The organism is Cupriavidus sp. WGlv3, from assembly GCF_023952475.1.
Classification (GTDB): Bacteria; Pseudomonadota; Gammaproteobacteria; order Burkholderiales; family Burkholderiaceae; genus Cupriavidus; species Cupriavidus phytorum.
Map to the genome: position 1 here is coordinate 401,374 of NZ_JALHRX010000003.1, position 20,411 is coordinate 421,784.

The 20,411-nt window shown below is 67.7% G+C and carries 18 protein-coding genes and 1 tRNA gene; 10 read left to right on the plus strand and 9 right to left on the minus strand.

Annotated elements, in window-relative coordinates; all coding sequences use genetic code 11:
• Positions 1 to 20: 20 nt before the first annotated feature.
• Together MKD38_RS08435 and MKD38_RS08440 are read right to left on the minus strand one after the other, a co-directional pair.
• A complete protein-coding gene (locus tag MKD38_RS08435; RefSeq protein ID WP_116312884.1) occupies positions 21 to 944 on the minus strand; it encodes a DMT family transporter in 924 nt (307 codons plus the stop codon).
• Between the two features lie 175 nt (positions 945 to 1,119).
• Positions 1,120 to 2,223, minus strand: coding sequence for an aromatic ring-hydroxylating oxygenase subunit alpha (locus MKD38_RS08440; protein ID WP_252675789.1), 1,104 nt, complete (start codon positions 2,221 to 2,223; stop codon positions 1,120 to 1,122).
• A 376-nt stretch (positions 2,224 to 2,599) separates the two neighbouring features.
• Between MKD38_RS08440 and MKD38_RS08445 the strand changes: the two genes are divergently transcribed.
• The 4 genes from MKD38_RS08445 to folE2 all read left to right on the plus strand — a co-directional run bounded on the left by MKD38_RS08445 (position 2,600) and on the right by folE2 (position 6,742).
• The gene (locus MKD38_RS08445; protein ID WP_115704138.1) at positions 2,600 to 2,905 is read left to right on the plus strand and encodes an exodeoxyribonuclease VII small subunit; all 306 of its coding nucleotides are present in this window, start codon (positions 2,600 to 2,602) and stop codon (positions 2,903 to 2,905) included.
• Positions 2,902 to 3,786 (plus strand): polyprenyl synthetase family protein, encoded by an 885-nt coding sequence (locus MKD38_RS08450; RefSeq protein WP_252675791.1) that lies wholly within the window; start codon positions 2,902 to 2,904, stop codon positions 3,784 to 3,786. The genes MKD38_RS08445 and MKD38_RS08450 overlap by 4 nt, the downstream gene beginning before the upstream one ends.
• Positions 3,787 to 3,810: 24 nt before the next feature.
• Positions 3,811 to 5,727: a 1-deoxy-D-xylulose-5-phosphate synthase gene (dxs, locus tag MKD38_RS08455; protein WP_252675793.1), complete on the plus strand. Its 1,917-nt coding sequence runs from the start codon at positions 3,811 to 3,813 to the stop codon at positions 5,725 to 5,727.
• Positions 5,728 to 5,938: 211 nt separating this feature from the next.
• Entirely contained in the window at positions 5,939 to 6,742 is an 804-nt protein-coding gene (gene folE2 / locus MKD38_RS08460; RefSeq protein ID WP_252675795.1) for a GTP cyclohydrolase FolE2, read from the plus strand.
• Positions 6,743 to 6,829: 87 nt separating this feature from the next.
• Here folE2 and tsaD read toward each other — a convergent pair whose 3' ends face one another.
• Positions 6,830 to 7,864: a tRNA (adenosine(37)-N6)-threonylcarbamoyltransferase complex transferase subunit TsaD gene (gene tsaD / locus MKD38_RS08465; protein ID WP_252675964.1), complete on the minus strand. Its 1,035-nt coding sequence runs from the start codon at positions 7,862 to 7,864 to the stop codon at positions 6,830 to 6,832.
• 155 nt (positions 7,865 to 8,019) lie between these two features.
• Between tsaD and MKD38_RS08470 the strand changes: the two genes are divergently transcribed.
• From MKD38_RS08470 to dnaG, 4 genes are all read left to right on the plus strand, one after another.
• Positions 8,020 to 9,279 carry a BaiN/RdsA family NAD(P)/FAD-dependent oxidoreductase gene (locus tag MKD38_RS08470; protein WP_252675797.1) on the plus strand — a complete coding sequence of 420 codons (1,260 nt, stop codon included), beginning with the start codon at positions 8,020 to 8,022 and terminating at the stop codon, positions 9,277 to 9,279.
• Between the two features lie 134 nt (positions 9,280 to 9,413).
• Positions 9,414 to 9,626: a 30S ribosomal protein S21 gene (gene rpsU, locus MKD38_RS08475; protein WP_012353470.1), complete on the plus strand. Its 213-nt coding sequence runs from the start codon at positions 9,414 to 9,416 to the stop codon at positions 9,624 to 9,626.
• A 125-nt stretch (positions 9,627 to 9,751) separates the two neighbouring features.
• The gene (locus MKD38_RS08480) at positions 9,752 to 10,201 is read left to right on the plus strand and encodes a GatB/YqeY domain-containing protein (protein ID WP_252675799.1); all 450 of its coding nucleotides are present in this window, start codon (positions 9,752 to 9,754) and stop codon (positions 10,199 to 10,201) included.
• Between the two features lie 200 nt (positions 10,202 to 10,401).
• Positions 10,402 to 12,213: a DNA primase gene (gene dnaG / locus MKD38_RS08485; protein WP_252675801.1), complete on the plus strand. Its 1,812-nt coding sequence runs from the start codon at positions 10,402 to 10,404 to the stop codon at positions 12,211 to 12,213.
• A 106-nt stretch (positions 12,214 to 12,319) separates the two neighbouring features.
• Here the strand turns inward: dnaG and MKD38_RS08490 are convergent, their stop codons facing one another.
• On the minus strand, positions 12,320 to 12,727 hold the full coding sequence (locus MKD38_RS08490) for a hypothetical protein (protein WP_252675802.1): 408 nt from the start codon (positions 12,725 to 12,727) through the stop codon (positions 12,320 to 12,322).
• On the opposite strand from MKD38_RS08490, the gene rpoD reads away from it, so the two are divergent.
• Both rpoD and MKD38_RS08500 read left to right on the plus strand, forming a co-directional pair.
• Complete coding sequence (gene rpoD, locus MKD38_RS08495; protein WP_252675804.1) at positions 12,717 to 14,990, plus strand: RNA polymerase sigma factor RpoD; 2,274 nt, start codon at positions 12,717 to 12,719, stop codon at positions 14,988 to 14,990. The genes MKD38_RS08490 and rpoD overlap by 11 nt on opposite strands.
• 10 nt (positions 14,991 to 15,000) lie before the next feature.
• Positions 15,001 to 15,079 (plus strand) — tRNA-Ile (locus MKD38_RS08500).
• A gap of 57 nt (positions 15,080 to 15,136) precedes the next feature.
• Here the strand turns inward: MKD38_RS08500 and MKD38_RS08505 are convergent.
• The 5 genes from MKD38_RS08505 to MKD38_RS08525 all read right to left on the minus strand — a co-directional run bounded on the left by MKD38_RS08505 (position 15,137) and on the right by MKD38_RS08525 (position 20,083).
• Positions 15,137 to 15,676 (minus strand): glycoside hydrolase family 19 protein, encoded by a 540-nt coding sequence (locus MKD38_RS08505; protein WP_252675966.1) that lies wholly within the window; start codon positions 15,674 to 15,676, stop codon positions 15,137 to 15,139.
• A 48-nt stretch (positions 15,677 to 15,724) separates the two neighbouring features.
• Positions 15,725 to 16,555: a bestrophin-like domain gene (locus MKD38_RS08510; RefSeq protein WP_252675806.1), complete on the minus strand. Its 831-nt coding sequence runs from the start codon at positions 16,553 to 16,555 to the stop codon at positions 15,725 to 15,727.
• Positions 16,556 to 16,559: 4 nt separating this feature from the next.
• Complete coding sequence (locus MKD38_RS08515; RefSeq protein WP_252675807.1) at positions 16,560 to 17,429, minus strand: hypothetical protein; 870 nt, start codon at positions 17,427 to 17,429, stop codon at positions 16,560 to 16,562.
• Between the two features lie 70 nt (positions 17,430 to 17,499).
• On the minus strand, positions 17,500 to 19,209 hold the full coding sequence (locus tag MKD38_RS08520; protein ID WP_252675809.1) for a S8 family serine peptidase: 1,710 nt from the start codon (positions 19,207 to 19,209) through the stop codon (positions 17,500 to 17,502).
• Between the two features lie 118 nt (positions 19,210 to 19,327).
• A complete protein-coding gene (locus tag MKD38_RS08525; protein WP_252675811.1) occupies positions 19,328 to 20,083 on the minus strand; it encodes a hypothetical protein in 756 nt (251 codons plus the stop codon).
• Positions 20,084 to 20,411: the final 328 nt, after the last annotated feature.

Genomic DNA, 20,411 nt, shown 5'->3' on the forward strand with positions numbered 1-20,411 from the left:
GCGGTCGGGCTTACCGAATGCTACACCTCAGGGTGCACTTCCGCCTCCGGCGACTTGACCGGCGTGGCGGGCGTGGGCTTGGCGTCGGTGCCCTGGCGCGCGCGCATCAGCGTGGTGGCGATGCCGCTGGCGATGATCAGCCCCATGCCCAGCCACGACAGCCAGTTCAGGCGGTCGGACCAGATCAGCATGCCCCACACGCTGGAGAAGACGATGCCGGCGTACTGCAGGTTGGCGGTCAGCAGGGTGTTGCCGCGCTTGTAGGCGCGCGTCATCGCGGTCTGGCCCAGTGTGGCCAGGATGCCGATCGCCAGCAGCAGGCCGGCGCCGTACCACGTATGCGGGCTGGTGCCGCCCAGCAGCATCCACACCAGCCCGGCGATCATGCCGACCAGCGAGAAATAGAACACGATGCGGCCTTCGGGCTCGCCCAGCTGGCCGAGCTGGCGCACCTCGACATAGGCCAATGCGGTAAACATGCCCGAGATCAGCCCGACCAGGCCGCCGGTCAGCTGGTCCTTGCCCACCGACGGCTGCAGCAGGCAGATCACGCCGGCAAACGACAGCAGGATGGCCAGCACCAGCCGGCGGTCGGCGTTGCCGCCGGTGCCGGCCAGCGCCGCGCTGGCGCCCAGGATCAGCGCGATCCACACCGGCGACATGTAGTTCAGCGTCATCGCGGTGGCCAGCGGCAGCAGCGAGATCGAGGTGAACCACAGCATCAGCGAGGTCACGCCGAACACGCTGCGCTTGATATGCGACAGCATGTAGGGGGTGCGCACCGAGACCCCGCGCGAGGACAGCAGCACCCACATGATCACCACGCTGATCAGGCCGCGGTAGAACACGATCTCGCCGGTGGTGTACAGGTCGGACGCCAGCTTGACGCCAACCCCCATCAGCGAAAAGGCGAAGGCGGCGAACAGCATCCAGAGCGATTGCATGGCGAGGGCGCGGTGAAGCGGGCAGGAGCGAAGGAGAGAAGGCCGGCGCACGAGCGGGGCTCTGCGGCTCCGCGTCGATCGCGCCGGACAATGATTCTAGCAGCGCACATCGCCTGCCAAAGCAAAACGGACCGCCGTAGCGGTCCGTTTCAGGTTGCGTTGTGCGCTGATCGCACTAGCCCGCGTAGGCCATGGCGCGGCGGTACCACTCATGGAAGTGCTGCATGCCGTCTTCCATCGGCGACTGGTACGGGCCGACCTCGCTGGTGCCGCGCTTGAGCAGCGCCAGCCGGCCGGCATCCATGCGCTCGGCGATTTCGTCGTCCTCGATGCAGGTTTCCATGTAGGCGGCGCGCTCGGCCTCGACGAACTCGCGCTCGAACAGCGCGATCTCCTCGGGGTAGTAGAACTCCACCACATTGCGGGTCTTGCGCGGGCCGATCGGATGCAGCGTCGAGATCACCAGCACGTTCGGGTACCACTCCACCATGATGTTGGGGTAGTAGGTGAGCCAGATCGCGCCGTGCTGGGGCAGCACGCCGTTATTGAAGCGCAGCACCGCGTCATGCCATTTCTGGTACGTCGGGCTGCCGGGGCGCTTCAGGCCGGCGTGCAGGCCGACGGTCTGCACGCTGTGCCATTCGCCGAACTCCCACTTCAGGTCGTCGCACGAGACGAAGCTGCCCAGCCCCGGGTGGAACGGCACCACATGGTAGTCCTCGAGGTAGACCTCGATGAAGGTCTTCCAGTTGTAGTCGCACTCGTGCACCTCGACGTGGTCGAGCATGTAGCCGTCGAAGTTCAGGTCCTGCGCCACGCCCAGCCGCGCCAGGTCGGCGCGCACGTCGCGCGGGCCCTCGAACAGCAGGCCGTTCCAGTTCTGCAGCGGCGAGCGCTTCAGGTGCAGGCAGGGCTGCTTGTCGAAATGCGGCGCGCCCAGCAGTTCGCCCTTGAGGTCGTAGGTCCAGCGGTGCAGGGGGCAGACGATGTTCTGCTGGTTGCCGCGGCCGTTCAGCATGATGGCCTGGCGATGGCGGCAGACGTTGGACATCAGCTCGACGCCGGCGGCGTTGCGCACCAGCATGCGGCCTTCGTCCTCGGCCTTGAGCGTGTGGTAGTCGCCGGTTTCCGGGACCATCAGTTCGTGGCCGACATAGCCCGGGCCATTGCTGAACAGCAGTTCGAGTTCTTGTTGATGCAGCGCTTCGTCGAAGTAGACGCCGACGGGCAGTTGCGAATCAGCCGGCGCCAGGTTGAGCGCGGTGCTGAGATTGGACATTATCCCCACTCCCAGATGAACAGGTGAAAGCAGTGAACAACCCAACCATCGAAAATGGAATCGATTTGGGAAAGACTGCCGCCCGGCGGGATGCGCTGGCAACCCCTGGCGGCGAACGGAAGATTGTACCCGACCCGAAAAGTTAAGGGACTGATTTTTTTGCCTTTTTAGCGAAAAAGTCGACCCGGGTCGTCTTCTGGGTGCCGTAGCGGGCGCATTCGGAAAGACGACCCGAGCGCACAAGTCACTTCCGTATCGGAAGCACCCGATCGGGGCACGGTATCCCCCTGCAAGATGGGGTCATGGCCGCGCTTTGGCGTAAAATCCGGGCTTCCCCATCCGGGTTTCCCCCGGGTTCCAGATTCCAGGGCCTGATATGCCAAAAACCACGACCGCTCCGGTCCAGACCGACAACACCGCCGACGCCGCCTCGGCGCCGCCCGCCTCCTACGAGGCGGCGATGGCCGAACTGGAAACGCTGGTGGCCAGCATGGAGAGCGGCGAACTGCCGCTCGAGGCCTCGCTGGCGGCGTACCGCCGCGGCGCCGAGCTGGTGCGCTACTGCCAGCAGAAGCTGGAGCGGGTCGAACAGCAGGTGCGGGTACTGGAGGGCGACGCGCTCAGGCCGCTGGCGGGCGAAGGCAACGGTGCCAATGGCGCACAGGAGACGGACGAGGCATGAGCGACTTCGCACAATGGATGCAGGCGCAGGGCGTGCGCACCGAGGCTGCCCTGCAGGCCGCGCTGCCCGACGCCGGCACGGTGCCGCATACGCTGCATGAAGCGATGCGCTATGCTGCGCTGGGTGGCGGCAAGCGCGTGCGTCCGCTGCTGGTCCATGCCGCCGGCGAAGTCAGCGGCGCGGCGCCGGCGGCCTGCGACGCGGCCGCCTGCGCGGTAGAGATGATCCACGCCTATTCGCTGGTCCACGACGACATGCCGTGCATGGACGACGACGACCTGCGCCGCGGCCGCCCGACCGTGCACAAGGCCTATGACGAGGCCACCGCGCTGCTGGTAGGCGATGCGCTGCAGACCCAGGCCTTCGTCGTGCTGGCGGAAGCCGGGCCGATCGCGCCCGCGGTGCGGCTGCAGCTGGTGGCGGAACTGGCGCGGGCGTCGGGCTCGGCCGGCATGGCCGGCGGCCAGGCGATCGACCTGCAGAACGTGGGCCGGGCCATGACGCGCGACGCGCTCGAAGCCATGCACCGCATGAAGACCGGCGCGCTGCTGCGCGCCAGCGTGCGCATGGGCGCGCTGTGTGGCGAGATCGATGCTCAGGGCCTGGCCGCGCTGGACCGCTACGCGGCGGCGGTGGGATTGGCGTTCCAGGTCGTAGACGATATTCTGGACGTCACCGCGGATACCGCGACGCTGGGCAAGACCGCCGGCAAGGACGCCGCCCACGACAAGCCCACCTACGTGTCGCTGCTGGGGCTGGACGCGGCCCGCGAACTGGCCGGGTCGCTGCGTGCCGAGGCGTACGAGGCGCTGGCCGGCTTCGGCGCGCGCGCAGCGCGCCTGCGCGACCTGGCGGACCTGATCGTGCTGCGCACGCATTAAACTAGAGCCGGCCGAACGGACATCATGACCTACGCACTCCTCAACAAGATTGACGCCCCCGCGGACCTGCGCAAGCTCGACCGGCGCGAACTCCAGACCCTGGCCGACGAACTGCGCGCCTACGTGCTGGAGTCGGTCTCGCAGACCGGCGGGCACCTGTCGTCCAACCTGGGCACGGTCGAACTGACCATCGCGCTGCACTATGTCTTCAACACCCCCGATGACCGGCTGGTGTGGGACGTGGGCCACCAGAGCTATCCGCACAAGATCCTGACCGGACGCCGCGAGCGCATGCGCACGCTGCGCCAGTGGGGCGGCATCTCGGGCTTCCCGCGCCGCAGCGAGAGCGAATACGACACCTTCGGCACCGCGCACTCGTCGACCTCGATCTCGGCCGCGCTGGGCATGGCGCTGGGCGCGCGCACGCTGGGCGAAAAGCGCGTCTCGGTGGCGGTGATCGGCGACGGCGCGATGACCGCGGGCATGGCTTTCGAGGCGCTGAACAACGCCGGCGTCTACAAGGACCTGCCGCTGGTGGTGGTGCTCAACGACAACGACATGTCGATCTCGCCGCCGGTGGGTGCGCTCAACCGCCACCTGGCACGGCTGCTGAGCGGCCAGTTCTACGCCGCCACCAAGAAGGGCATCGAGAAGGTGCTGTCGGTGGCGCCGCCGGTGCTGGAGTTCGCCAAGCGCTTCGAGGAGCATGCCAAGGGCATGATGGTGCCGGCCACGCTGTTCGAGGAATTCGGCTTCAACTACATCGGCCCGATCGACGGCCACGACCTGAATTCGCTGGTGCCGACGCTGCAGAATATCCGCGAGCGCGCGCTCGAAGGCGGCGGCCCGCAGTTCCTGCACGTGGTCACCAAGAAGGGCCAGGGCTACAAGCTGGCCGAGGCCGACCCCATCCTGTACCACGGCCCGGGCAAGTTCAATCCGGCCGAAGGCATCCGCCCGGCCGCCAAGCCCGCGCGCAAGACCTACACCCAGGTGTTCGGCGACTGGCTGTGCGACATGGCCGCGGCCGACAAGCGCCTGGTCGGCATCACCCCGGCGATGCGCGAGGGCTCGGGCATGGTCGAGTTCGAGAAGCGCTTCCCCGACCGCTATTACGACGTCGGCATCGCCGAGCAGCATGCGGTGACCTTCGCCGGCGGGCTGGCGTGCGAGGGCCTCAAGCCGGTGGTGGCGATCTACTCGACCTTCCTGCAGCGCGGCTACGACCAGCTGATCCACGACGTGGCGCTGCAGAACCTGCCGGTGGTGTTCGCGCTGGACCGCGCCGGCCTGGTCGGCGCCGACGGCGCGACCCACGCGGGCGCCTACGATATCGCCTACCTGCGCTGCATCCCCAACATGATGGTGATGACGCCGTCCGACGAGAATGAGTGCCGCCAGTTGCTGACCACGGCATTCCAGCAGGACTGCCCGAGCGCGGTGCGCTATCCGCGCGGCTCGGGCCCGGGCGCGGCGATCGCCGCCGACCTGGCGCCGGTGCCGGTGGGCAAGGGCGTGGTGCGCCGCGAGGGCGGCGCGCGCGCCGGGCACCGTGTCGGCATGCTGGCGTTCGGCTCGATGGTGCAGCCGGCGCTGGGCGCGGCCGAGGCGCTGGACGCCACCGTGGCCGACATGCGCTTCGTCAAGCCGCTCGACGTGGCGCTGGTCAAGCGCCTGGCCGCCGAGCACGACTACCTGGTGACGGTGGAAGAGGGCAGCGTGATGGGCGGCGCCGGCAGCGCCGTGCTTGAGGCCCTGGCCGAGGCCGGCATCGACAAGCCGGTGCTGACACTGGGCCTGCCTGACCGCTTCGTCGACCATGGCGACCCGGCCTACCTGCTGCAGCAATGCGGCCTCGACGCGGCCGGCATCGAACGCTCGGTGCGCGAGCGTTTCGGGCTCGACCAGCGCCAGGTCACGGTCGCCTCGCGCGTGGCCTGATCACCTGCCATCCCCAAGGGGATTCGGGCCACCGCACCACGGGTGCGTCCGAATTCCCTTACACTCCGTTTTTTGTGTTCGCAGCTGCGGGTCGGCACGCCAGTGCCGGGTCCCGTGGTTTCACACTCGTTGCGCGGCATGGAGGGACTGCGAAAATGCCGCGACCGTAAGGGCTTGCGCTTGCCTGGCGCGACCCTGGAGGAAACCGTAGATGAATGACATCAACCCCGCCTTCATCATGCCCGACGTCCAGTCGAGCCCCGACACCCGCCAGATCCCGATCCAGCGAGTCGGCGTGAAGGGCGTGCGCTATCCCGTGACCCTGAAGACCCCGGCCGGCATCGTGCCCACCGTCGGCACCTTCAACCTCGACGTGCACCTGCCCGCCGAGCAGAAGGGCACGCATATGTCGCGCTTCGTCGCGCTGCTGGAGGAAGAGCGCGCGCCGCTGGAGCTGGCCAGTTTCCGGCTGATGCTGGACAAGATGCTGGAGAAGCTCGAAGCCGAGGCCGGCCGCATCGAGGTCACGTTCCCGTACTTCATCAGCAAGATCGCGCCGGTGTCGGGCGTGGAGTCGCTGCTGGACTACGAGGTCACGCTGACCGGCGAAGTGCGCAACGGCGCCACGCGGGTGTTCCTGAAGGCGCTGGTGCCGGTGACCAGCCTGTGCCCGTGCTCGAAGAAGATCTCGCAATACGGCGCGCACAACCAGCGCTCGCATATCACCATGAACGTCGAGCTGGCGGGCGAGCTGCCGGTGGAAGCGCTGGTGCGCATGGCCGAGGAAGAGGCGTCGTGCGAGCTGTGGGGGCTGCTCAAGCGGCCCGACGAAAAGTTCGTCACCGAGCGTGCTTACGAGAACCCCAAGTTCGTCGAGGACCTGGTGCGCGATATCGCCATGCGGCTCAATGCGGACGAGCGCATCGTGGCCTATGTGCTGGAGGCGGAGAACTTCGAGTCGATCCACAACCACAGCGCGTATGCGGTGATCGAGCGGGACAAGCGCGCCGGCTGATTGTGTCCGTCGCTGTCATGGAAAAAGCCACCAAAATTTGGTGGCTTTTTTGTTGCTTGCGAGCCTTAGCGTGGTGTCGTGGCAAGCTCAGGCGGCCGATGGCAACCGGATATCCGCCAGATCCCAGCGCGGCGTCACGCCATAACCGTATTCATGCCGCGCCAGTTCGGGAGCGGCCTGCAGCCGCATCGCGCCCGCAAACGCGATCATCGCGCCGTTGTCGGTGCAGAACGCCAGGTCAGGGTAGTAGACCTCGAGCTTGCGCTGCCTGCCAAGCTGGTCCAGTCGTTCGCGCAACTGCCGGTTGGCGCCGACGCCGCCGGCCACCACCAGCCGCTTGTGTCCGGTTTGCTTGAGCGCCGCCATCGACTTGGCCGCCAGCACGTCGACGATCGCATCGACAAAGGCGCGCGCGAGGTTGGCGCGGTCCTGCTCGCAGGTATTGGCCAGCTTGCGGGTTTGCGTCAGCACCGCGGTCTTCAGGCCGGCGAAGGAGAAATCCAGGTTGCCCGAATGCAGCATCGGCCGCGGCAGCTCGAACGCGCCGGGCACCCCGAACTCGGCCAGGCGCGACACTTCCGGCCCGCCCGGATAGCCCAGGCCGAGCAGCTTGGCGGTCTTGTCGAACGCTTCGCCGGCGGCATCGTCGAGGGTTTCGCCGAGCAGTGTGTAGTCGCCGATGCCGCGCACTTCCATCAGCTGCGTATGCCCGCCCGATACCAGCAGCGCCACGAACGGGAACGGCGGCGGCTCGCGCGTCAGCAGCGGCGACAGCAGGTGGCCTTCCAGGTGGTGCACGCCCACCATCGGCACGTTCAGCGCGAAGCCCAGCGCATTGGCTATCGAGGCGCCGACCAGCAGGGCGCCGGCCAGCCCGGGGCCCTGGGTGAAGGCAATGGCATCGATGTCCTGGCGGGTGCGGCCGGCGTCGGCCAGCACCTGCTCCAGCAGCGGCAGCACGCGGCGGATATGGTCGCGCGAGGCCAGCTCGGGGACCACGCCGCCGTAGTCGCGGTGCATGGCGATCTGCGAGTGCAGCGCGTGCGCAAGCAGGCCGGCGCCGGTGTCATAGAGGGCGAGGCCGGTTTCGTCGCAGGAAGATTCGATGCCGAGGACAAGCATGGGAGGCATGAGGCCGTCTCCGGTCAGGGAAGCAGCCGTCGGAACAAGGGTTTGCGGGAAGCGCGCAGGGTAGCACAGCGGCGCGTGGCGCGCTTTTCGCTACAATCTGCCCTTTCTCAGGCGGTGGCAAGACACATGGATTCGCGAGGCGTGCAATGAGCGGGGCAGCCCAGGCCCGGACCGGCCGGTATGACGTGGCGGTACTGGGCGCCGGCGCCGCGGGCATGATGTGCGCCGCGGTGGCGGGACAGAACGGCGCGCGCGTGGTGCTGATCGACCATGCCACCCGGCTTGCCGAGAAGATCCGCATCTCGGGCGGCGGCCGCTGCAATTTCACCAACCTGCAGGCCGGGCCCGCCAATTACCTGTCGTCCAATCCGCACTTCTGCCGCTCGGCGCTGGCCCGCTACACGCCGCAGGATTTCCTGGCGCTGATGCGCCGCCATGGCATCGACTGGCACGAGAAGCACCGCGGCCAGCTGTTCTGCAACGACAGCGCCGAGGACGTGATCGCCATGCTGCGCGCCGAGTGCGACGCGGGTCAGGTGCGCTGGCAGACCGGCTGCGCGGTGGCGGAAATCCGGCGCGAGGATGATGACTTCCTGCTGCTGACCGCCGCGGGCACGGTGCGGGCGGGGGCGTTGGTGGTGGCCACCGGCGGCCTGTCGATCCCCAAGATCGGCGCCAGCGACTTCGGCTACCGTATCGCCCGGCAGTTCGGGCTGGGCATCGTCGAGACCCGGCCGGCGCTGGTGCCCTTGACCTTCGACGGCAAGGACTGGGCGCCGTTCGTGCCGCTGGCGGGGGTCTCGCTGGAAGTCGATATCGCCACCGGCAGCGGCAAGGCCGCGGGCGCGTTCCGCGAGGACCTGCTGTGGACGCACCGCGGCCTGTCGGGCCCGGCGGTGCTGCAGATCTCCAGCTACTGGCATCCCGGCACGCCGGTCGCGATCGACCTGTTCGATGGCGAGGACGCCGCCGAGTGGCTGCTGGAGCAGAAGGCCGGCAGCCGCAAGCACCTGGGCAACCTGCTGGCGCAACGGCTGCCGTCGCGGCTGGCCGACGCATGGTGCGCGGCCGCGGGCGTCGCGGCGACGATGCCGCTGCATGACGTGACCGACAAGGCCTTGCGCAAGCTGGGCGCTACGCTCAACGACTGGCGCATCGTGCCGTCCGGCACCGAGGGCTATCGCAAGGCCGAGGTCACGCTGGGCGGGGTCGACACCCGGGGGCTATCGTCGACCACCATGATGGCGCGCGACGTGCCGGGTCTGTATTTCATTGGCGAAGTGGTTGACGTGACCGGGTGGCTCGGGGGCTACAACTTCCAGTGGGCCTGGGCCTCCGCGGTGGCGGCGGGGCAGGCCGCGGCGGAGGCGGTACGGCAGGCCCGCGCCGGGCAATCGGCAGCTTGAGTCAAGCTGTATTTGTGCCGTATGAATCACACGCGGCACGCCAGTTGCACGCCACTTCCGCGCCGGATTGTTGGTGCTACAATCCACAACTTCGTAACGCCGCCATCCCGAAAATACTTTCATTTTCCGGCCAAATGACTACGATCCGCCTCAAGGAAAACGAGCCTTTTGAAGTTGCCCTGCGCCGTTTCAAGCGCACCATCGAGAAGAACGGCCTGCTCCCGGAACTGCGGGCCCGCGAGTTTTACGAAAAACCCACCGCCGCGCGCAAGCGCAAGAAGGCTGCCGCAGAGAAGCGCCATTACAAGCGCATCCGCAGCCAGATGCTGCCGAAGAAGCTGTACTGACACCGGCTTCGCGCTTGCCCCTGACCCGCTGTGGCGTATGCTCGGCGGGTTTTTGCGTTATGGGCCTTGCAGGAGCGGCATCCGCCGCCATGTGTAAGTGCCTGCCCACTTTCTGGAAGATCACGATGTCCCTCAAAGCCCGTATCAGCGAAGACATGAAGACCGCCATGCGCGCCCGCGAGACCGAGCGCCTTGGCACCATCCGCTTGCTGCTGGCGGCGATCAAGCAGCGCGAAGTCGACGAGCGCGTGGAACTGGACGATACCGCCGTGCTGGCGGTAGTCGAAAAGCTGATCAAGCAGCGCAAGGACTCGATCGCGCAGTTCCAGCAGGCCGGCCGCAACGACCTCGCCGACAAGGAACTGGCCGAGGTCGAGGTGCTGAAGGTCTACATGCCCGCCGCGCTGTCGGACGAGGAGGTGGCCGCCGAGGTGCAGCAGGCCGTAGCCGACACCGGCGCTGCCGGCCCGCAAGACATGGGCAAGGTCATGGGCGTGCTCAAGGGCAAGCTGGCCGGCCGTGCCGACATGACCGCCGTATCAGCCCTGGTCAAGGCCGCGCTTGCACCAAAGTAAATACTGATTTAATCGGTTGTAAGCGCGATGCGGGCAAGCTCGGTGTAAATCACCGGAGTTGCGCGCAGATGTGAAGCAATCCGGGCGGCCGTTCCGCGCTGCACTACAATATTCCGATAGCAGCCGGGCGCCGCACCGGTCACGCATTCCAAAAAGGGCCGCCCGCCGTGGGACGGCCAAGCCTCAGGACGGTCAGTCGGGTGATTCCGCAATCCTTTATTCAGGACCTGCTCAACCGTGTCGACATTGTCGATGTGGTGGGCAAGTATGTGCAGCTGAAGAAGGGCGGCGCCAATTTCATGGGTCTGTGCCCGTTCCATAACGAGAAATCCCCGTCGTTCACGGTGTCGCCGACCAAGCAGTTCTACCACTGCTTTGGCTGCGGCGCCCATGGCTCGGCCATCGGCTTCATGATGGAGTTTTCCGGCCAGTCCTATCCCGAGGCGGTGCGCGAGCTGGCCCAGTCGGTCGGCATGACCGTGCCCGAAGAGCGCGACCGCCTGCCCCCCGGCCAGCGCGCCGAGCAGCAGGCGCGCTCGGTGGCGCTGTCCGACGCCATGACGCGCGCCACCGATTTCTACCGCCGCCAGCTGCGCGGCGCGCCGCAGGCGATCCAGTACCTGAAGGGGCGGGGGCTGACCGGCGAGATCGCCGGCCAGTTCGGCCTTGGCTATGCGCCCGACGACTGGCAGGGCCTGGAAGCGGTGTTCGGCAGCTACCGCGACGACAACGTGGCTGCGCCGCTGGTCGAGGCCGGCCTGCTGATCGAAAGCGACAAGCGCGATGCGGATGGCAAGCCGCGGCGCTACGACCGCTTCCGCGACCGCATCATGTTCCCGATCCGCAACACCAAGGGGGCGGTGATCGGCTTCGGCGGCCGCGTCATGGGGCAGGGCGAGCCCAAGTACCTGAACTCCCCTGAGACCCCGCTGTTCAGCAAGGGCACCGAGCTGTATGGCTTGTTCGAGGCCCGCCATGCGATCCGGGAAACCGGCTATGTGCTGGTGGTCGAAGGGTATATGGACGTCGTGGCATTGGCCCAGCTCGGTTTTGCCAACGCCGTCGCCACCCTGGGCACGGCGTGCACGCCCGTGCACGTGCAGAAGCTGCTGCGCCAGACCGACGCGGTGGTGTTCTCGTTCGACGGCGATTCGGCGGGCCGGCGCGCCGCCAGGCGGGCGCTCGAAGCCTGCCTGCCGCACGTGGCCGACAACAAGACCATCCGCTTCCTGTTCCTGCCGGCCGAGCACGACCCCGACAGCTATGTGCGCGAAGAGGGCACCGAAGCCTTCGCCGCGCAGGTGCGCAATGCCATGCCGCTGTCGCGCTTCCTGCTGCAGTCGGTGACCGAGGAACTGGACCTGCGCCAGCCCGAGGGCCGCGCCCGCGCCCAGTACGAGGCCAAGCCGCTGCTGCAGGCGATGCCGGCGGGCGGGCTGCGGCTGCAGATCGTGCGCGAACTTGCCGATGCCACTGGTACGACACCCGCCGAGATCGAGGCGATCTGCGGCCTGCGCAGTGATCCGGCACGGGTCGGGCGCTTCGCCCAGCCGCGCCCGCGCGCGCGCCGCCAGGCCCCGACCGGGCTGGAGCAGCGGGTGATCCAGTTGCTGATGTGCTACCCGACGCTGTCGGCACGGCTGGACGAGGATGCGCGGGCGTTGCTGCTGGAAGGCGAGGGTGGCGACAGCGAAGTGCTGGCGCACCTGGTCAGCGCGTGCGACGGCGTCCAGGGCGAAGTGAATTTCGCGGCCTTCAGCGAGCATTTGGCCCAGTCGCCGTATGCCGAGGTCTATGCCGCGGCGCGCACGGCGGTATTGCGCGAAGAGATTGAAGAGGCACCTGCAACACAGGAATTCGATGCGGCCATCACCAAGCTGCTGGCCGAGCCGCTGCGGCGCGAACTCGACAGCCTGCAGGCGGAGGTGGTCGCCGGCACGGCCGACGAGGCGGCCAAGCAGCGCATGCGCTGGCTGGTGGGTGAAATCCACCGGCGGCGGCAACTGGGCTGAGGCGCCGGCGGGCGCCCTGGCCTTCAACCGGGAGGCGGCAGCAAGCGTTGGACAAGCAGTGGATCAGGGACCGGGCCCGGCTGTGCCGAGCTTAAGCCTTGATTTTTCAGGTGAAAACCTCACCTGACAGGGAGCTGGCTATGTGTGGCGTGCTACAATAGCCGGTTTGGATTGCGAAATCTTTCTCTCCAGTTCTGGTGAAAGTGAGCGTGCCAATGGCAAAGGCCAAAGCAACCGAAAGGGTTACCTCTAAAGCTCCCCAATCAGGGAGCGGCAAGGCGTCTGTGAAAACCACGGCGGCGAAGACATCGACCGCGACCGTCAAGACGCCAGCCCGGTCTGCGCCATCAAAGTCCGTGCGTCGCGCGCAAGCGCCCGCCGTGACGACTCCCACCAGAACCCGCACATCCGAAAAGACAAAGGCCTCGACTTCGGCACGCGAGAGCGGCAAGAGCGCCAGTACGAGCGGCAAGGTCGCCGCATCTGCAGCAGCATCTGCACCAGTGAAAGGCAAGAGTATCACCGTGGCGAAACAGCAGAATACCGAAGTCGAGAGCAAGCGAGCGGCAGCCGCCGGCGCCAAGAGCGGAGGCGCCAAGCAAGGCGCGGCCGCGACGGCAACCAAGGCGCGTGCCGCGACACCTGCATCCGTTGCATCCGAGCGTCCCGCTGCGCCGGCAATCAAGCCGGAGCCGAAAAAGCGTGGCCGCAAGCCCAAGGCCGAGATGCAGCACGACGACAGCACAACAGACGACGTGACTGAAGAGTTTTACGAGAACGATACGCGCCCGGCGGCAACACCGGCGGCGCCGAAGACCGAAAAGCAGAAGGCCAAGGACCGCAAGGCCAAGGAAAAGGCCCTGCTCAAGGAGTTCGCCTCGACCCAGCAAGGCACCGAGGAAGAGCTCGAGCTGCGTCGCCAGAAGCTCAAGGCGCTGATCAAGCTGGGCAAGTCGCGCGGCTACCTGACCTACGCGGAAATCAACGATCACCTGCCGGACGACATGGTCGATTCGGAAACGATCGACACGCTGGTCGCCACGCTGAACGACATCGGCATCGCGGTCTATGAACAGGCGCCGGATGCCGAGACGCTGCTGCTCAACGACAACGCCCCGTCCGCCACCAGCGAGGAAGAAGCCGAGGAAGAGGCCGAGGCGGCCCTGTCCACGGTGGACTCCGAGTTCGGCCGCACCACCGACCCGGTGCGCATGTACATGCGCGAGATGGGCACGGTCGAGCTGCTGACGCGCGAAGGCGAAATCGAGATCGCCAAGCGCATCGAGGCCGGCCTGAAGGACATGGTGATGGCGATCTCGGCGTGCCCGGTCACCATCTCCGAGATCCTGGCCCATGCCGAGCGCGTCGCCAACGACGAGATCAAGATCGACGAGTTCGTCGACGGCCTGATCGACCCGAACGCCGACGAAACCCCTGAAGCGCCGTCGGCCCCGGCCGCCGCCGCCGACGACGAGGACCTCGAGTCCGACGACGAAGAAGAAGGCGACGAGGACGATGACGACGAAGGCGGCGCCGGCGCCGGCGCGTCCGCGCGCCAGCTGGAAGAGCTGAAGCAGAACGCGCTGGAGAAATTCCGCGTGATCGCCGAGCAGTTCGACAAGATGCGTCGTGCGTTCGAGAAGGAAGGCTACAAGTCCAAGCCCTACGTCAAGGCGCAGGAAGCGATCCAGGCCGAGCTGATGGGCATCCGCTTCACCGCCCGCAACGTCGAGCGCCTGTGCGACACGCTGCGCGGCCAGGTCGACGAAGTGCGCAAGCTCGAGCGTGCCATCCTGAACATCGTGGTCGACAAGTGCGGCATGCCGCGCTCGGACTTCGTCGCCCGCTTCCCGGGCAACGAGACCAACCTCGAGTGGATCCACACCGTGGTGGCCGACGGCAAGGGCTACAGCATCATCGTCGAGCGCAACGTGCCGGCCGTGCACGAGCTGCAGCAGAAGCTGATCGACCTGCAGGCGCGCGTGGTGCTGCCGCTGAAGGAACTGAAGGACGTCAACCGCAAGATGTCGGAAGGCGAGCGCCGCGCGCGCGAAGCCAAGCGCGAGATGACCGAGGCCAACCTGCGCCTGGTGATCTCGATCGCCAAGAAGTACACCAACCGCGGCCTGCAGTTCCTCGACCTGATCCAGGAAGGCAACATCGGCCTGATGAAGGCGGTGGACAAGTTCGAATACCGCCGCGGCTACAAGTTCTCGACCTACGCCACGTGGTGGATCCGCCAGGCCATCACGCGCTCGATCGCCGACCAGGCGCGCACCATCCGCATCCCGGTGCACATGATCGAGACCATCAACAAGATGAACCGCATCTCGCGCCAGATCCTGCAGGAAACCGGCAACGAGCCGGATCCGGCAACGCTGGCCGAGAAGATGGAGATGCCGGAAGACAAGATCCGCAAGATCATGAAGATCGCCAAGGAACCGATCTCCATGGAAACGCCGATCGGTGACGACGACGACTCCCATCTGGGCGACTTCATCGAGGACACCAACACGCTGGCCCCGGCCGAAGCGGCGCTGCACGGCTCCATGCGCGACGTCGTCAAGGACGTGCTGGACTCGCTCACGCCGCGCGAAGCCAAGGTGCTGCGCATGCGCTTCGGCATCGAAATGAGCACCGACCACACGCTGGAAGAGGTCGGCAAGCAGTTCGACGTCACGCGTGAACGGATCCGCCAGATCGAGGCCAAGGCACTGCGCAAGCTGCGCCACCCGAGCCGCTCGGACAAGCTGAAGAGTTTCCTGGAAGGCAACTAACCGCTTCCAAGGGCCTCTAGCTCATGCCTGGTTAGAGCAGCGGACTCATAATCCGTTGGTGCCGTGTTCGACTCACGGGAGGCCCACCAATGCAGTAAAATGGGGTTACGGTAAATGCCGTAGCCCCTTTTTTCATGGTGCCGCACTCAGGCCAGCGCCGCTGTCGCGACCTTCCAGCGGCGCAGGCGGTCTTCCAGTCCGTTGGTGCCACCGTTGATGCGCCGCGTCAGCGCGATGAAGTCGCCGCTGTCGGCGAGTGCGTTGCAGCCGTGCGTGCGCCACCACCATGCCGCCGAGCGCGCGGCCCAGGCGTCCTGTTCCAGCAGTTCGGGCGTGGCGCTCAGGTCGGCGCCGAGCGCGGCCCCGCACGCCGCGTAGTTGGCGCGGCCGGTGATCTGGATCAGCCCTCGGCCGCGGAAGCGCTTGCCGTCACCGGCCCGCACATTGCCGAGCGCCATGGCCTTGCGCGACGGCGGCTCGTACAGCGCCTGCGCCGGCGTCGGCCCCCACAACTCGTGCGTGAACTGGTAGCCCAGCGACTCATGCCCGGTCTGCGCCAGGAACGCGGCGATGCGGGCCGCGCCGGTGATGTCGTACGCCTGCATCGCTTCGCACAGGCGCGGGAACCAGCGCGCGCATTGCGGCTCGCTCAATCCGGTGGCGGCGCGGAATTGTTCCGGGGTCATCTGCATGTTGTGTTTCCTTGTTGTGATGGCGGCCGTTGCGGCGTGCCGTTATGGCGCTGGATATGGCATCGGCTGTGACGCCGGTTGCGACTCCGGCCACGTGCCGTTGGCCACCAGGGTGTCGATGGTGTGCTGCAGCGGGTCGGCGCTGACGCTGAATTCGCCCGCAAAGGGCCGGTCGACCGCCAGCAGGAAGAAGAACGCCAGGCCGATGGTGATGGCCCACGCGGTGATCAGCGCCAGGTTGAAGGGCGTTGCCGGCAGCACGTACAGCAACGCGAACGACAGGGCGCTGACAATCAGGATCACGCCCCACAAGGTGTTCGGCATCGCGGCGTGCAGCGTCAGGATCCGTTGCTGGCGGTACTTGACCATCTCGTTGACGCGCATCAGCACCTCCCCGAGCAGCACGGTCTGGCGGCTGTCGAGCGGACGGATCCGGTTGGCGAGGTCGAACATCGCGTCAAAGCGCTGTTCGGTGTGCGCATCGGGTTTGCCCAGGCGTTGCATGCGCGGCCATTCCTCGTGCACCACCATCACCAGGTAGGTGCGCAATGCCGCCGCGGCGGCATCGGCGGCGCTGCTGTCGAATGCGGCCAGGTCGCGCGCGAGTTCGCCCGCGGCGGTGGCTTCCGCGGCGACGGTGCGGTCGGCGGCGTTGTAGGTGTCCCAGACGTTGATCGCGGCAAAGGCGACCAGCAGCGAGTTGATGGTGGTGATGATCGAGACCATCGACACCGCCATTGCGCGCTGCTCGGCATCGAGCTCGATCAGCGCGAAGCGGCGCGCGACCGCATAGCCGGCCAGCACCACCGCGACGATGGCCGTGACCACGATGGCGGCCATGCCGGTGCTGGGCAGGCTGTAGAGGAACAGCATGGCGCTACTCCTTGCGCGGCTCGCGCGGCGTGCTGCCACGCACCGCGGTCTCGACGATCTCGACGATGCGCTGCAGCAGGCGATGCACCGCGGTGGCGGAGAAGCCGCCCAGCATCGACAAGGCCGGCTTGCCGAAGCTGCGCATGCCGGCCGAATCGAACAACTGCGGCGGCAGCATCTCGACCAGGATCAGCCCGGACATGATGCCAAGGATCAGTTGCGCGGCGTAGGCGGCGTCGTACTTGGGGTCATAGGTACCCCGGGCGATGTAGCCGTGCACCTGGAACAGCGAGGCAAACGAGGCCCCCAGCCCGGCGCAGAACAGCAGGAACAGCATGTTGAACAGCAGCGTGCGGCCCGACGAGGCCAGGATGCCGGCGCGCATGTTCTCCATCGACACCTCGGCCGGCAAGCCGGTCAGCACCACCGCCAGCAGGCAGCACACCGCGGTGCCGGTCAATGCGCGCACCAGCGGCACGGGCCCCAGGCAGGCCAGCGGATGCGCGCGGCGGCGCTCATCGTCAAGCAGCGTGATGCATTGCGGCGTGGCGGGCGCGATGGCGCGGGCCAGCTCCTGGTGGAGTTGTGCGAGCTGCTGCGCGGCAAGGCCCGTTCCGGCTTGCTGCTGCGACGAAGCCGGCGGTGCCGCGGCCGCTTCGTGATCGCTGCCGAGCAGCATGGTCCAGCCGGCCGGCATCGCGATGCCGAGCCGCAGCGCATGGCTGGCCATGGCCTCGCATTCGCGGCGCAGCTGGCCATCGAGCGGCAACGGGCCAGCCGTCGCCGCGGCAAGCCGGGGCGGTGCCGCGACGGTGTCGGCAGCCGCGGCAGCGGCGCGCCGTAACGGCGCGGCGGTGAAGTCTAGCGTGCGCATGATCTGTGGAAGAAGGAGGGCGGCCCGGTGGCCCGGGCCGCGTTGTTTCCCGCGCGGCGGGAGGCGCGTGCTACTGCGGCCGGCCCAGCAGGCGCTGCAGGTTCTGCAACTGCGGCAGGCCGCCGCCGAAGCGGTTCTCCGGGTCGTGCGCAACGATCGGCGAACTGATGGCGCGGATCAGCTGGAACAGCGCCGCGACGCGGCGCGGTCCGCGCGGACCCATCCACGCCGCCAGCTGCGGATCGGACAGCAGCAGCGCGGCCAGCCCGGCGATATGCGGTGCGGCCATCGAGGTGCCGGAGTCCGGCATGAACGCGGCGCCCGGCACGGTCGAGATGATGCCCACGCCCGGGCCGCACACCGCGATCTGCGGGCCGAAACACGAGAACGTCGGCGCGAACAGTCCGGCGCGCGTGGCCGCATGCTGCACCACCTGGGTTCGTTCCCACACGTCGTGCGGCAGTTCGCTCTGCAGGCCCAGCGCCGAGACCGCCAGCACCGAGGCGGAGGCCGCCGGGTACTGCACCGGCCCGCCCGAGTTGCCGGCAGCGACGATGCAGGCCACGCCGCTGTGCACGGCTTCGATCAGCTTCTGCTCGACCGCCTGCGAGGGCTGGGGCGCGCCCAGGCTCAGGTTGACCACGTCGACGTCGTGGTCGATGCAGTAGTCGAGCGCGCGCAGCAGCGTGCTGAACTGCCCGCCCGGAAAGATCTTGAGCGCATGCATTTCCGCCTCTGGTGCGAAGCCGAGCATGGTGGCCTGGGCCTCGGCACTGGCGGACGCCGGCGCGCCCGGCTGCGGCCGCGCGCCGATCACGCCGGCGCAGTGCGAGCCGTGGCCGATGGTGTCGAGGCGCCAGGTGTCGCTGGCGTTGGTGCCGGCGTCGACGCCGGTGCCGGTCAGGTCCATGCCATGGCGGATATGCGCCAGCAGCGGGTGCGCGGCATCGGCGCCCGAATCGACCACCGCGATGCGCACGCCGCGGCCGCCGAAGCTGCGCGTGAGCCGGTCCAGCCCCATCAGCCGCTGGCCCCAGCCGAAGCGGCCGTGCGGCGGCACGTCCGGATTCGGCTGCGACAACGGCGTCACGCGTATCACGTTGGGCTGGCCCGACACCACATTGGGCGACAGCAAATACTTGTTCCAGTAGCCGCTCAGCGGCCGCACGAACAGCGAGCGCGCCGGCCCGGGCTGCTGCTGCACCAGCGTCAGCGTCGCTTCGCCGCTGGCGTCGGTGGTGGCGGTTGCCGGAAAGCCATCGCCCGCCAGCGTGATCGCCACGCCCGGCAGCGGCGTGTCGCCGGTGCCCAGCACCCGCACCAGCACTTCGCGCGACACCGGGCCGTCGAACGCCGACTGCGGATGCAGCCGGTCGGAGGTCTCGAGTTCGGCCTTGCGGCCATAGCCGAGCGGATGGTCTTCCTCGACGATCATGTGCGGCGGCGCGGTGGCCTGCAGCATCTGCGCGTGCGCGGCATCGAGCTTGACCACATAGGTGTGGGCGGCCTCGTCGGGCCGCACCGAGTGCAGGTGCGTGTTCTTGTGGCCTTCGACCACATGCACCACTTCAACGCCGGGCAGCTGCGTCACCGTGCTGTGCAGTTCGCTAGCCGACATCGGCGCCACGCCCGCCTGACGGGCCAGTGCATGACGCCGCGGCGCGATCAGGTATTGCTTGCGGCCGGCGTCCAGCGCCACGGCCTCGCGGTTGCCCGCACCGGTAGTGGTGGCACGGTCCGCGCCGGCGCGCGTGGCCTCGCCTTTCTTGTCTCGTTCCATTTGCTATCTCCACCGCGGCGCCAGGCGGCGCGCGCATCGATTCGGGCGGGCCGGCGCGTATGCCGGCCCGCGGCGGCGCCGTCGGGCGCCACGGTCATGCCCGGGACGTCATGCGCCTTCAGGCATAGACCACTTGCGGCTGCGCCGAGAACGGCAGCAGGCCGCCGAGATGGCCGGCCACGGTGCCGATCTGCTGGCCCACGTTGGCATTGCCGAGCAGGCCGCCGACGGCATGGCCCAGGGTCGGCGCCACCGCGCCGATCAGCGAGCCGAACACGCCCTGCGGGGCCAGCGCAGCCTGGGGTTGCGCCGAGAACGGCAGCAGGCCGCCGAGGTGGCCGGCCACGGTGCCGATCTGCTGGCCCACGTTGGCATTGCCCAGCAGGCCGCCGACGGCATGGCCAAGGGTCGGTGCCACGGCGCCGATCAGCGAGCCGAACACGCCCTGGGGTGCCAGCGTGACCGCGGGCATGGCCGAGAACGGCAGGTAGCGCGCGCCTTCCCGAACGATGTTGGCGCCATGGATGGCGATGGTCGGATAGCCCGCGGCGGTGCCGGCCGCCTGGATGAATCCCGGCGCATGCGTCGAGATCGCGGTGCCGATCGGGCCGGTATGCCCGGGCTCGGGGAACGGAATATGCTGGGCCAGCGCGCCGGCGGCGGCGCCGGCCGCATGGCCGATCACCGGGTGCACATAGTGCGTGACCACGGCCTGCACGCCGTCTCGCACCGCCGGCGCGACCGCGTCGGTCATCGCGCTTTGGGGCACCAGCATCGGCTGCGCGGCGAACGGCAGCAGGCTGCCGATACCGCTGACGAGATTGCCGAGTACACCTTGCGGCGCCAGGACGGCGGCGTGGATGGGGTAGGTCATGACGACTCCTTTGAATAACTGCGTGGATTAAGGAAGCAAGGGCGGCGGGCCGCGCATGCCTGGCCCGATCTCCGCGCCTGCCGCGTTGCCGCGCATCGGCGCGGCTCCGGGACAGGTGGAATCATTCTTGGTTTTCGGCCTGTGCCCCCGCCATTGGGCAAATGCGGTATTGGCAGTGGATAATGCCGGGCAACAATCAGAATTAAAAATCGCGCAGCATGAATTGGCTTTTAAATATAAAAGCCAGCACCTAGAATTCGCCTCTGCTGCCGGCATCCGGATATTCCGGATCGCACTGTCGGGAAGTGCGAACTCCCATGCCGGCGCA